This window comes from Pedobacter quisquiliarum (assembly GCF_014642175.1).
Classification (GTDB): domain Bacteria; phylum Bacteroidota; class Bacteroidia; order Sphingobacteriales; family Sphingobacteriaceae; genus Pedobacter; species Pedobacter quisquiliarum.
Genome location: NZ_BMIL01000012.1, coordinates 73,506 through 86,131 on the forward strand (window position 1 = coordinate 73,506; position 12,626 = coordinate 86,131).

At 45.3% G+C, this 12,626-nt stretch carries 14 protein-coding genes; 9 read left to right on the plus strand and 5 right to left on the minus strand.

The window, feature by feature from the left end:
- Nucleotides 1-22: 22 nt before the first annotated feature.
- The gene (locus IEW69_RS15750; protein ID WP_308420597.1) at nucleotides 23-319 is read right to left on the minus strand and encodes a hypothetical protein; all 297 of its coding nucleotides are present in this window, start codon (nucleotides 317-319) and stop codon (nucleotides 23-25) included.
- Between IEW69_RS15750 and IEW69_RS15755 the strand changes: the two genes are divergently transcribed.
- Nucleotides 318-590, plus strand: coding sequence for a LytR/AlgR family response regulator transcription factor (locus IEW69_RS15755; protein ID WP_188627845.1), 273 nt, complete (start codon nucleotides 318-320; stop codon nucleotides 588-590). The two genes, IEW69_RS15750 and IEW69_RS15755, sit on opposite strands and share 2 nt — an antisense overlap.
- On the opposite strand, the gene IEW69_RS15760 is transcribed toward IEW69_RS15755, so the two are convergent.
- Both IEW69_RS15760 and ygiD read right to left on the minus strand, forming a co-directional pair.
- Complete coding sequence (locus IEW69_RS15760) at nucleotides 591-1,493, minus strand: ChbG/HpnK family deacetylase (RefSeq protein WP_188627846.1); 903 nt, start codon at nucleotides 1,491-1,493, stop codon at nucleotides 591-593. It abuts the gene before it with no gap.
- A gap of 93 nt (nucleotides 1,494-1,586) precedes the next feature.
- Nucleotides 1,587-2,420: a 4,5-DOPA-extradiol-dioxygenase gene (ygiD, locus tag IEW69_RS15765; RefSeq protein WP_188627847.1), complete on the minus strand. Its 834-nt coding sequence runs from the start codon at nucleotides 2,418-2,420 to the stop codon at nucleotides 1,587-1,589.
- Nucleotides 2,421-2,781: 361 nt separating this feature from the next.
- Here ygiD and IEW69_RS15770 point away from each other — a divergent pair, with 361 nt between their 5' ends.
- Nucleotides 2,782-3,366 (plus strand): pentapeptide repeat-containing protein, encoded by a 585-nt coding sequence (locus IEW69_RS15770; RefSeq protein WP_188627848.1) that lies wholly within the window; start codon nucleotides 2,782-2,784, stop codon nucleotides 3,364-3,366.
- 229 nt (nucleotides 3,367-3,595) lie between these two features.
- Here IEW69_RS15770 and gyrB read toward each other — a convergent pair whose 3' ends face one another.
- Nucleotides 3,596-5,554, minus strand: a complete 1,959-nt coding sequence (gyrB, locus tag IEW69_RS15775) for a DNA topoisomerase (ATP-hydrolyzing) subunit B (protein WP_188627849.1) — start codon at nucleotides 5,552-5,554, stop codon at nucleotides 3,596-3,598.
- A 239-nt stretch (nucleotides 5,555-5,793) separates the two neighbouring features.
- Between gyrB and IEW69_RS15780 the strand changes: the two genes are divergently transcribed.
- Nucleotides 5,794-6,396 (plus strand): OmpH/Skp family outer membrane protein, encoded by a 603-nt coding sequence (locus IEW69_RS15780; RefSeq protein WP_188627850.1) that lies wholly within the window; start codon nucleotides 5,794-5,796, stop codon nucleotides 6,394-6,396.
- An 85-nt stretch (nucleotides 6,397-6,481) separates the two neighbouring features.
- Here the strand turns inward: IEW69_RS15780 and IEW69_RS15785 are convergent, their stop codons facing one another.
- Nucleotides 6,482-6,895: an RNA-binding S4 domain-containing protein gene (locus tag IEW69_RS15785; protein ID WP_188627851.1), complete on the minus strand. Its 414-nt coding sequence runs from the start codon at nucleotides 6,893-6,895 to the stop codon at nucleotides 6,482-6,484.
- Between the two features lie 76 nt (nucleotides 6,896-6,971).
- Between IEW69_RS15785 and IEW69_RS15790 the strand changes: the two genes are divergently transcribed.
- From IEW69_RS15790 to miaA, 6 genes are all read left to right on the plus strand, one after another.
- The gene (locus IEW69_RS15790) at nucleotides 6,972-7,790 is read left to right on the plus strand and encodes a 2,3,4,5-tetrahydropyridine-2,6-dicarboxylate N-succinyltransferase (RefSeq protein WP_188627852.1); all 819 of its coding nucleotides are present in this window, start codon (nucleotides 6,972-6,974) and stop codon (nucleotides 7,788-7,790) included.
- On the plus strand, nucleotides 7,790-8,908 hold the full coding sequence (locus IEW69_RS15795) for a glycosyltransferase family 4 protein (RefSeq protein WP_188627853.1): 1,119 nt from the start codon (nucleotides 7,790-7,792) through the stop codon (nucleotides 8,906-8,908). The genes IEW69_RS15790 and IEW69_RS15795 overlap by 1 nt, the downstream gene beginning before the upstream one ends.
- A 27-nt stretch (nucleotides 8,909-8,935) precedes the next feature.
- A complete protein-coding gene (locus IEW69_RS15800; protein ID WP_188627854.1) occupies nucleotides 8,936-9,502 on the plus strand; it encodes an L-threonylcarbamoyladenylate synthase in 567 nt (188 codons plus the stop codon).
- A gap of 66 nt (nucleotides 9,503-9,568) precedes the next feature.
- Nucleotides 9,569-10,984, plus strand: coding sequence for a CCA tRNA nucleotidyltransferase (locus IEW69_RS15805; RefSeq protein ID WP_188627855.1), 1,416 nt, complete (start codon nucleotides 9,569-9,571; stop codon nucleotides 10,982-10,984).
- A 41-nt stretch (nucleotides 10,985-11,025) separates the two neighbouring features.
- Nucleotides 11,026-11,682: an IS1096 element passenger TnpR family protein gene (locus IEW69_RS15810; RefSeq protein ID WP_188627856.1), complete on the plus strand. Its 657-nt coding sequence runs from the start codon at nucleotides 11,026-11,028 to the stop codon at nucleotides 11,680-11,682.
- Nucleotides 11,682-12,608 carry a tRNA (adenosine(37)-N6)-dimethylallyltransferase MiaA gene (gene miaA, locus IEW69_RS15815; RefSeq protein WP_188627857.1) on the plus strand — a complete coding sequence of 309 codons (927 nt, stop codon included), beginning with the start codon at nucleotides 11,682-11,684 and terminating at the stop codon, nucleotides 12,606-12,608. The genes IEW69_RS15810 and miaA overlap by 1 nt, the downstream gene beginning before the upstream one ends.
- Nucleotides 12,609-12,626: the final 18 nt, after the last annotated feature.

A 12,626-nucleotide genomic window follows, 5' to 3' on the forward strand; every position in this document is an offset into this window, starting at 1 on the left:
CACGGACTCGTACTATGGACAACTACCCCGCTAGAAACCCCTGCACCAACTGCTCCCATTCCTGCTCCAACGAAACGGCAGGCCTTTTTTCTCCAGCCCTGTTGTACCAGTAATCGGCGTTCCATATATCACCTTCTTTCCGGTGCAGATAAGCATGTAAATGTGCCGAACGCTTGTCGCTGCGTTGATCAATCAGGTCGTGTGCAGCTTTCCAATCTCCCCGGCCATCATACCAAAGCGCCTGCAGGTACACGGAGAGATTTTCCGGCATTTCGCCACTACTTAATGTGCTTTTAAACTCCTGTAAGTTCATCATCATGCTCAAATATAGGTTTCATAAGTCCAATTACCACGCAGCAGAACCCCTTGATCAAAAATATCAGCAGGTCTCCATACCCATTTACGAGTACGAGGAAATCTTAAAAGACTACGGTTTTATCCGTTGTCACCAATCGCACCTGGTCAATGTTAGACATATTAAAAGCTGGAAAAGGGAATATGGCGACTTCCTCCTCCTTTATGACGGAACGGAATTGCCCATTTCAAGAGGTAAGAGAGATCGGGTCAGGGAAGTGCTAAACACCATGTAATTACTTGCCTGCCGGCACCGGCTTACTGTTCCGCAAGCCAAACTGCTTAATCAGATCCTGGTAAGTCACCAGTTCAAACCGCTGCCCCACCATATCCCGGAACTCCTTTGAAAGCACCATGTCCAGTTCTGCCTGTCTATGACTGCTTGCATTGCTGCTCATCATGCTGCTGTTCATGTCGTTTATCGCATCCATTTCCGGCGTCGCCTGCGCAATATGCAGGATCACCATATTCGCGGGTGCTGTTGTAGAGAGATTCTGCAGCACGTTCATAAAGGCCTGCTTTTTTGTTGCAACAGGCTCGCCCCACATATCATTATAGCTTTCGCCAAAGTATGTTACCTCGCTTAACGGAGATATCGCCAGCTTGTATTTCTTCGCGAGCCGCTCTGTAAGGCTACGCAATTGTGGGGTGGACAATGCAATGCCCATGTGCGGGTCGATATACGAGATTTGCAGGCCTGACGCCAATGCACGTTCAATCTGCGCACTGAGCTCCCGCTCTACTTCTTCAAGCTTGTATTTGTTCTTTTGAAAAGCGGTGGTAGAAGGCAGAAAATAGCCCAAACCATCTACCAGGCTCGGCACGGCAGACTGCCCTAAAACCGGACCCCACCTGTAGTTCTTCCACTCCGCGGTTAAGGTCAGGTGCACACCCACCGCAACCTTTGGATACTTCTTGAGTACTTCAACCGCCTCCTGGTACCAGGGACAGGCAAACATGACCGAAGCTGAGAAAGGCATGCCTGTTTTCCCAACCTCATTAATAGCGGTGTTCACGGCATGGTTCATACCGATATCATCAAAACGGAGGAGCACTTTAGGTAGCTTACTGGCCGCTTGTTGCGCGAAAACATGCAAACTGCCGGTTAACAGCAGGATTAATAAGAGTTGCTTTTTCATCAGGTTGGTCATGAACATTGGTTAGATCAGCATTACACTACACCTAATATCCATGATTATCCTCGAAGGTTAATGCGGGAAAGGGAAATAAAACTACCCGATCTTCACCGAAGTCATGGTTAAAGATCCCGCAACAGCCTTATCATTGAAGAATGAAACGTCATCACCATGCTGTTTTAAACCCAGGGTATACATTAGCGGCATGTAGTGCTCTGGTGTTGGAATGGCCATCATTGCATCACTTCCAAGAGATTGGTAGTTGAATAATGGCTGATAGTTCTCCTCCATAATTAAGGATTTAAACTTTTCGTTGATGTTTAAGGCCCAATCATAACCATATCCCGGTTCATCCATCCTATCCCATGCCACCATTCTCAGGTTGTGAACCATATTTCCAGAACCCATGATCAGCACCCCTTTCCGGCGCAATGCAGATAATTCTTTCGCCAGTTCAAAATGGTAAGCGGGTCCTTTAGTATAATCAATGCTTAACTGCAATACAGGCACATTCGCCTGCGGATACATGTGCCGAACGACCGTCCAGGCACCATGGTCCAATCCCCAGTCGTGATCCAGCTCCACCTGTGTAGAATGAAACAGCGAAGCAGTTTCTCTCGCCAGACTTGGTAGCCCAGGCGCGGGATAGCGAACATCAAACAAAGCTTGTGGAAATCCACCAAAATCATGGATGGTCTCCGGGAAATCCATTGCAGTGATGCGCGTGCCTTTGGATAACCAATGTGCAGAAATAACCAACACGGCAGCAGGTACAGGCAGCTTGTCGGCCATAGCCTTCCAGCCCCGGGAGAAGTCATTATCCTGAATTCCGTTCATCGGGGATCCATGACCAATAAACAATACCGGCATCAAATATTCCTGCTCGGGTAGTCCGTCACTGAAGGTCTTGAATGATCTTAAACTGTCCATAATCTTTGCTTTTTGTGTTAATACAAAATTACCTAAAAGCATCTGGCGGCGCATTGACCCAGGTTAAGAAATTAGATACCACAGGCACTGATATACAGTTGGAATGCTGAATTACTTAAATTTCCCGAAGGTCCGGATATTGTAAAATATAATAGCAGTGCTGCATCTCACAACTTATACCGATAGGCGGGTACCTCAGCGCTAAGAAAGAGCCGTTTATTTGCGAAGGTCTCTTGACATAGTTAATGAATTTCCCGTGTACACGGTTTTCACACCGTTTCCGTTACATTTGCCGGTGTACACAGAGAAACAGCTCTAAGCCGCGGAACTCTTTTACTCCCCAATTAGACACAGAGATCAGATGACATCAAGAAAAAATAACACGCCAGCTCCAAAGACCTATTACACCGTATTCGAAAGAGTTGATTTTACAAATGAGCCTTTGGAAAGAGCTTACGAATCTGTCGAATTCCGTTCCTGTACTTTCAACGACATCAGCGGCATTGCATTTACGGACTGCCTTTTCGCTTCCTGCAATCTGAGCAATGCACAAGTCGCCAAAGCAAAAGCCCAGGACTTGAGTTTCAGCAATTGCAAGCTCATCGGGATCAACTTTCACCAGATGCTGGACTTCGGCTTTTCACTGCACTTTGAGAGTTGCCTGCTGGACTATGCAAGTTTCGATAAAAAGAAAATGAACAAAAGCACGTTCAACAACTGTAAACTTCATGGCGCAAACTTCAGCAAAGCTGACCTTTCAAAAGCCATTATGAAAGACTGCGACCTGGTAGATGCCATATTTGATGGAACAAACCTCTCCGGCATGGATTTTACAACAAACAGGAACTTCAGCATCGACCCGCAACAAAATTTAATCAAAAAAGCAAGATTTGCAGCGCATAGTTTGGCAGGGCTGCTTACCAAATACGAGATCATTATAGAATAGAAAGGTAGCATACAAGCCAGGCACGCGCAGCCCACAATGTCCCGACCAGGGGTTCACAAGGCATGGGCCCTGTTAACCCCCTGTATGCACCCTGTGGGGGCCCTGTCGGGACCTTGTTATCCCAGCATCTGTCTACACCACATTCTTGCGCTGTCCAGTATCTTTTCCATAAAAAAGCCCTGCAAGTTTTACACCTGCAGGGCTTTTTATGTCAAAGCGAATCTATGAATTAAGCATCAATCTTCGCGTATTTTGCATTTCTTTCAATGAAGTCCCTTCTTGGTGCAACCTCATCACCCATTAGCATGGAGAAGGTACGGTCGCAATCAGCGGCGTTTTCAATGGTCGCTTGCATCAAGGTACGGGTAGCCGGGTTCAAAGTCGTCTCCCAAAGCTGCTCCGCGTTCATCTCACCCAAACCTTTGTAACGTTGAATGTGAACACTTTCCTCTTTACCTGCACCTTTTAAGCGCTGTACAGCGGCATCACGTTGCTGATCATTCCAGCAATATTCCTGCTCCTTACCTTTTTTTACAAGGTATAGTGGTGGCGCAGCGATGTACACGTAACCAGCTTCGATCAATGCTTTCATGTAGCGGAAGAAGAACGTCAGGATCAGCGTGGTAATGTGGGATCCGTCGATGTCCGCATCCGTCATGATCACGATTTTGTGATAGCGAAGTTTGGTCATGTTCAGCGCTTTATCATCCTCTGGCGTACCAATGCTCACGCCTAAAGCGGTGAACATGTTCTTGATCTCGTCATTTTCGTAGATCTTGTGCTCCATGGCTTTCTCCACGTTCAGGATCTTTCCTTTCAATGGAAGGATGGCCTGAAAGTTACGATCACGGCCCTGTTTTGCAGTTCCACCCGCGGAGTCACCCTCCACCAGGTAAAGCTCACACTTTACCGGATCACTATCTGAACAATCGGCAAGCTTTCCTGGCAATCCAGAGCCGCCCATTACAGACTTACGTTGAACCATTTCACGAGCCTTACGGGCAGCAGCACGAGCTGTTGCGGCAAGGATTACTTTGTTGATGATTAAACGGGCTTCCTTAGGATTTTCTTCCAGGTAGTTATTTAAAGCTTCACCAACAGCGATGTCTACAGCACCCATAACCTCGGAGTTACCCAACTTGGTTTTGGTCTGCCCTTCGAACTGTGGTTCTGCAACTTTAACCGAAACGACAGCGGTAAGACCTTCTCTAAAGTCGTCACCGGTAATCTCAATCTTTAAGTTCTTAATCAATCCTGATTTATCAGCATACGCTTTAAGGGTACGGGTTAACCCTCTTCTGAAACCAGCGATATGTGTTCCACCTTCGTGGGTATTAATGTTGTTTACGTAAGAGTGTACGTTCTCCGCATAGCTGTCATTGTACTGAAGCGCAAGTTCAACGGGAATACCGTTTTTCATACCTTCAACATAAATCGGCTCTGCGATTAATGAAGGACGGTTGCCATCAAGGAATTGAACAAACTCCTTCAAGCCACCTGAAGACAGGAACAGCTCTGACAGGAAGTTTCCTTCTTCATCTTCCTCACGTTCGTCTGTAAGCGTTAAGCTGATGCCTTTGTTAAGGAAGCTCAACTCTCTTAAACGTGAAGCAAGGGTATCATAACGATACTCTACCGTTTGCGAGAAGATCTCTGGATCTGGAGAGAAAGTTATTACGGTACCACGCTTTTCAGTTTCACCAACAACTTTTACGTCGTACTGCGGTTTACCTTTTGCGTATTCCTGAACCCATACTTTTCCTTCGCGGTGTACTTCAGCTTTAAGGTGCGTAGACAAGGCGTTCACACAACTTACACCCACACCGTGCAAACCACCAGAAACCTTGTAAGTGTCTTTATCGAATTTACCACCGGCGTGAAGCACGGTCATAACCACCTCTAATGCAGATTTCTTTTCTTTCTGCATCATTCCTGTCGGAATACCACGACCATTATCGGATACGCGGATGGAGTTATCTTTAAGAATATTTACGGTAATGGTGTCTGCATGACCAGCTAAGGCCTCATCAATGGAGTTATCGACAACCTCATACACCAGGTGGTGTAAACCTTTAACACCGGTATCCCCTATATACATCGAAGGGCGCTTACGCACCGCTTCCAATCCTTCTAATACCTGTATATTATCTGCCGAATAATTTGACTTTGGATCTTTTTCTTCGCTCATATTTGTTAGTAATACAATAAGCTTCAAAAATAGCGATTTTAGCCCAATAAGCCGAATATTTGAGCAACTATTTGACTTGATAAGGACTAAAAAAGGCTTAAAAAACGATGTTTCTTAGGATACTAAATTTGAAATTTTATATTTGCTTAAATTTTAAAACCATGCTTAGGTAATGCTTGCTTGTATTTGCTTCCTTTGCAGCACAAATCCAGAAATTTCAAATCAACAATTCAAAATAGATGAACATTAAGACGTTACAATTCGGTAAAGTAGCAGCAGCAGTTGCATTGGTTTCAGTAATGGCAGCTTGTCAGAACAAAGATACCGCTACCACTACCCCAGCAAAAACCACTGAAGCTGGTACCGTAAGCACTAAAGATCAGATTGTATATGTGAACTCCGATTCATTGTTAACCAAATACGATTACTTTAAAGATTTAAAGACCAAATTAGACGGCAAAGCGAAAAGTGCTGAGCAGGATATGGGCGCTAAAACACAGGCTTTCCAACGTGAAGTAGCGCAATACCAGCAACAACAACAAACCATGGCTGCTGATCAGCGTGCATCTACAGAACAAAGACTTGCACGTAAGCAACAAGAGTTGCAGGCTTATCAGCAAAATGCAGGTGCTGCATTGCAGAATGAGCAAGCTACAGAGCAAGAGAAACTTTATGATAAAGTTGCAGACTACCTTAAAGGTTATGCAAAAACTAAAGGTTACAAAATGGTATTAACCTATTCTAAAGGTAACAGCGCTATTTTATTCGCTGATGAATCTTTAGACATCACGTCTGAAGTTATTAAAGGCTTAAACGAAGATTATAAATCAACCAAGAAATAAGCTTTACTTAGCTAACGTTACAATAAAAATGCCCTCCGAGAGGGCATTTTTTATGCAATAAGCTTTTGATTATTACAAGTAAGACTTAGTCGCCGGGGTCCCCTTCTTTTTCAAAGAAGTTGTCTGTATGTTCATCAATTTCCCTTCGATCACGTTTGGTCGGTCTTCCGGCTCCACGATCGCGCTTCATCACAGGCGCATGGAACACTGATTTGTAGGCTATGGTATCCTCTAAAGGTGTAATGTCTTTATACTTGGTAACGGCAATCTTGTACTCCGTACGCTGGTGCAAAAGTTCGAGCACTTCAATAACCTTCTTCTCAATACCTTTTGAAACCTGGTAAATATCACCTGGTTTCACGATCGCGGAAGGCTTCACGTTCTGGCCGTTCTGCTTAACCCGACCTGCACGGCAAGCTTCTGTAGCATTTGTACGTGTTTTAAAGAGCCTGATTGCCCACAAATATTTATCTATTCTCAGTTTTTCCTGTTCAGCCATAAAACAGCAAAATTACATACAAAAAGGCCTGCAATACATAAAATTGATTTATTTTGTCAAAAATTAGATAAAAAACATGATAGCAGATTTAAGAAAGTTGATAGAGGCCGCATGGGAGGACAGATCTTTATTAGAATATAGCGAGTATGCAGAGGCCATTGAAACTGTAATTATGCAGTTAGACAGAGGCGAACTTCGCGTTGCTGAACCAATTATGAATTCATGGGGCATCAACGAATGGGTTAAAAAAGCGGTAATATTATACTTTCCGATCAGAAAGATGCGCGAAATTGAGGTTGGTCCTTTCGTGTTTCATGATAAAATGAAGCTGAAAACCAATTACAAAGAACTTGGTGTTCGCGTAGTACCTCATGGTATTGCACGTTTTGGTGCTTACCTGGCTAAAGGTGTAATCATGATGCCATCTTATGTAAACATCGGTGCTTATGTTGACGAAGGTACAATGGTAGATACCTGGGCTACTGTAGGTTCATGTGCGCAGATCGGTAAAAATGTACACTTAAGCGGTGGCGTTGGTATCGGAGGTGTGTTAGAGCCAATTCAGGCTGCACCGGTTATCATTGAAGATAACGTATTCATCGGTTCAAGAGCAATTGTGGTTGAAGGTGTACGTGTAGAAAGTGAAGCCGTATTAGGTGCTAATGTGGTCCTTACCGCATCTACTAAAATCATCGACGTTACTGGTCCGGAGCCTATAGAATACAAAGGTATTGTGCCAGCACGGTCGGTTGTAATCCCAGGTACCTACGCGAAGAAATTCCCTGCAGGAGAATACCAGGTTCCATGTGCATTGATCATCGGTAAGAGAAAAGAATCTACAGATAAGAAGACATCATTGAATGATGCGTTAAGAGAAAACAACGTAGCTGTTTAATGAAAATCGGATTTGACGGTAAACGAGCGGCCAATAATTTAACCGGCTTAGGTAATTATAGCCGCTCGTTGATATTACAACTGGCAAATTACTTCCCCAATAACGAATATCTTGTCTATGCCCCCAAGGTTAAGGATCATCCCCAGATCACGGCTTTCTTTAAAACCCGTGGCGTAAAGCTAAAACTTGCCTGGAGCAGCTTTCTATGGCGGAGCTTCGGGATATTGAAGCAACTGAAAGCAGACAACATCACGTTGTACCACGGCTTAAGTCAGGAGCTTCCCTTCGGCATTGCCACATCAGGGATTAAGTCCATAGTGACCATCCACGACTTGATCTACATCAGATTTCCTCAATACTTTCCCTTCATAGACCGGCAGATCTACCGTTTCAAAGGGCAATATGCCTGTCGCAAAGCAGATGCGGTGATTGCCATTAGCGAAAGAACCCGTCAGGATCTCATTGAGCTGTTTAAGGTCCCCGCAGAAAAGGTCAGCGTCATTTACCAAAGCTGCGATGACAGCTTCAAGCAGCCTTTCAAACAGGATCGCCTTGCGGAGATTAAAGTGAGATATGCCCTTCCGGAGCAATACATCTTAAATGTAGGCACCATTGAAGAACGGAAGAATCAGCTGCTGCTAATAAAGGCGCTACCTTCTTTACCTGAAGCCTGTAAATTGGTGCTCATCGGGAAACAGCAACCGTATGCGAAAAAGCTACATGCAGAGATCGAGCGCTTGGGTTTACATGCCCGCGTTGTCTTTTTGAAAGACGTCTCCTTCATGGACCTGCCCGGCATTTACCAGTTGGCGAAAGTATTTGTCTACCCTTCTCTATACGAAGGCTTCGGCATCCCCATCATTGAAGCTTTATACTCCGGCGTGCCGGTTATTGCCGCAACAGGCTCCTGCCTGGAAGAAGCTGGCGGCCCAGACAGCATCTATATCAACCCGCAGGACCATACCGCGCTGGCCAATGCAACGAACAAACTCTTGAATGCGCCTGAAAGTTGTCGCAACATGGCTGATCAGGGCCTGAAATTTGTGCAGAAATTTAACAATGAGGTGATCGCTGCACAGCTTATGGCCTTCTATGAAGGCATTGCTTCAAAGCGATAATTCCTTTTCAATTCGTAATTTTGCCAGATGTTTAAAACTGATATCGACAAGTGTCTTGCCGTGTTGAAAGAAGGTGGTGTAATTCTCTATCCTACAGATACGATCTGGGGCTTGGGATGCGATGCCACCAATGAAGCGGCGGTAGAAAAGATCAACCAAATCAAAGGGCGTGCGGCCGACAAAAGTTTCATCATCCTTTTGGATACGGATGCAAAGATCCAGAGTTACGTTTCAGAAGTGCCTGAAGTGGCATACGACCTGATTGAATATGCGGAAACACCGATGACCGTGATCTTTGATAACGCAAAGAACCTGGCTAAAAACGTGATGAATCTGGATGGCAGTGTCGGCATTCGTGTGGTGCGCCATGATTTTACGCAGCAGCTGCTACAGCGGTTCAGAAAGCCGATTGTCTCTACTTCAGCCAACATTTCCGGTGAACCGAGCCCGAAAAACTTTGACATGATCAGTGAAGAAGTGAAATCCCAGGTAGACTATATCGTGGAACACCAGCAGGATGACCGGACGGAAAAGAACCCTTCTACAATCATTAAAATCGGGGCTGGCGGGCAATTTTCCTTTATTAGAAAGTAAGTTTTACTACTTTTGCAAAACTCCGCAGATTGCCTGAATTCAGGGCTAAAGCACGAGGAATACGCTATGGAAGAACATTTAAGGCATCCTGTTTTTAAGTTGCTGGCCAATATTGCCGATAAAAACCAAATTGAAGCTTACGTGATAGGCGGTTTTGTGCGGGATTTACTATTGGAACGCCCCTCTAAAGACATCGATATCGTTGTTTTAGGCAATGGTATTGAATTTGCCGAACTGGCCGCTAAACAGCTTAACGCCAAAGTGAGCGTATTTAAGAACTTCGGTACCGCCATGTTGCGCTACCAGGATCTTGAAATTGAGTTTGTCGGCGCCAGAAAAGAATCCTACCGCGCAGATTCCCGTAAGCCTATCGTGGAAAACGGCACGATCAAAGATGATCAGCTTCGTCGCGATTTCACCATCAATGCCTTAGCGATTTCTTTAAATAAAGCCAATTATGGCGAGCTGGTGGATCCTTTTAATGGTGTTAGTGACTTGCGCGAAAAGATCATTAAGACACCCCTGGAGCCCGAGCTCACGTTTTCCGATGACCCATTACGCATGATGCGGGGCATCCGCTTCGCTTCACAACTTTCCTTTGCCATTGAAGCGCAAACCCTGGAAGCCATCGCTAAACAGAAAAGCCGCATCAGCATCGTTTCTAAAGAAAGGATTACCGATGAGCTGAATAAGATCATCTCTTCCCCGGTTCCATCCGTGGGTTTCAAGTATCTTTTTGATACGGGCTTGCTGCAGCTGATTTTCCCACAAATGGCCAACCTGTACGGCGTTGAGATCATCAACGGCAAAGGTCATAAGGACAATTTCTACCATACCCTTCAGGTGCTGGACAACATCTGCAAAGACACGGACGACCTCTGGCTCCGCTGGGCTGCGATTCTGCATGATATTGCCAAGCCTGCAACCAAGCGTTTTGAAAACGGGCACGGCTGGACATTCCATGGGCATGAGGATAAAGGTGCACGCATGGTGCCGCAGATTTTTGCGCAGCTGAAGCTGCCTTTAAACGAGAAGATGAAATTGGTGCAGAAGCTTGTGCAGCTGCACTTGCGCCCCATCGTACTGGCGCAGGAAGTGGTTACAGATTCCGCCGTTAGGCGCTTACTCTTTGATGCCGGTGACGACATTGAGGGCCTGATGATGCTGTGCAACGCAGATGTAACCACCAAAAACGAATATAAAGTAAAGAAATACCGCAACAACTTTGAGCTGGTGAAGCAAAAGCTTAAGGATGTTGAAGAACGCGATAAGGTGCGCAACTGGCAGCCGCCAATTACGGGTGAAGACATCATGAGCACCTTCGGCATTAAGGCCGGAAAAGAAGTGGGCCTGATTAAAAATGCAATTAGAGAAGCTATTCTTGAGGGTGAAATACCAAATAGCTACGACGAGGCGTTAAAGTTCATGCTTCGCAAAGGCGGTGAATTTGGGCTGAAACCCCTGACAACATTACCTTTATAAATAATAAATTTATTTTTTAATTTTAGTAAGAAAATAGACCAATGGCGATATATAGATTTAAGGTAAGCTTTGAAGATTTTGATGAGGTAGTTCGGGAGATTGATATCAAGTCCAATCAGACTTTTGTAGATCTGCACCTGGCCATTCATCGTTCTACAGGCTATAATCCAGAGAAATCTTCTTCTTTTTATATCAGTACTGATCACTGGATCAAAGGCGATGAAATCGCTTATCTTCCAAATCAACGTAAAGTTGACCGCGGTGTAGCACTTATGGAGAACTCCAAACTGAGCAGCTTCATCGAAGACCCACACCAGAAATTCTATTACATATATAACTTTGATCGCCCCTTCGACTTCCATGTGGAGTTGATCAAAATCATCCTTCAGGCGGATCCGAACGTGGAATACCCTGCGATTATTAAAAAGATCGGTGAGGCACCAAAGATCATCGACAAAAATAACTTCGGACAAGTGGCGGTTTCAAGCAATCCGGTGTCCAGCGACTTCGATTTCCTGAACGAGATGAACTTTGTTCCGGAGGATACAGAAGAGCTGGAAGCAATGGACGGTCGTGGTATTAATGCTGGTGCAGCCAGTGATGATGACGACGATTCGGACGACAGCACAGACACTGACGAGTTCTCAGATGACGAGAACTACGAGGATGAGACGTACGGCGATAAAGAAGATTATTAATGCCAGCTAAGGCATCATCTAAGACACTCATTTCAATTGTTGGTCCAACGGCTGTCGGCAAGACAGCCTTGGCCATTAAAGTGGCGCAGCATCTGCATACGCAGATCATCTCCGCCGACTCCAGGCAGTTTTTCAAGGAAATGGAGATCGGTACTGCGAAGCCTTCCCCGGAAGAACTTGCTGCTGCGCCACATCATTTCATCAGCTCCCACCACATCACGGAACTGTTCTCTACCGGCGACTTTGAAGTACAGGCCATGGCCTTGCTGACCAACCTCTTCGAGGCACATGACCAGGTGGTGCTTGTCGGTGGTTCCGGACTCTATGTGAATGCACTGCTGAACGGCCTGGATGATCTTCCGGCTACGGACCTTTCCATTCGGGCAGCTTTAAACGACGAGTTTCAAGCGGAAGGACTGAACGGCATCAAAGCCAGGCTCGCTGCGCTAGACCCTGAATATTATGCACAGGTAGATCAGTTTAACACCCAACGTGTCATCCGCGGATTGGAGTTTGTGTTGTCTACAGGGAAGAAGCTTTCCTCCTTTCAGAGCAATAGCAAGAAGCCAAGACCATTTAACATCATCAAAATAGGGCTAAATAAAGACCGTCAGCAGCTCTATAACCAGATTAATCAGCGGGTAGATCAAATGATGGACGCCGGTTTACTGGAGGAGGTTAAACGATTGCTACCCCACCGGGAACTGAATGCCTTGAAGACCGTTGGCTATGCAGAGCTGTTCGACTACCTTGATGGCACTTGTGGCTTAGTGGAAGCGGTAAATAAGATTAAACAAAACACGCGACGTTTTGCCAAGCGGCAACTCACCTGGTTCAGGAAAGATGAAGAAATCAAGTGGTTTGCGCCCGAACAAACCACCGAAATCCTGGATTATATCGATCAATACAGATCAGATAACTTATAAAATTATACGGGCTAAGGC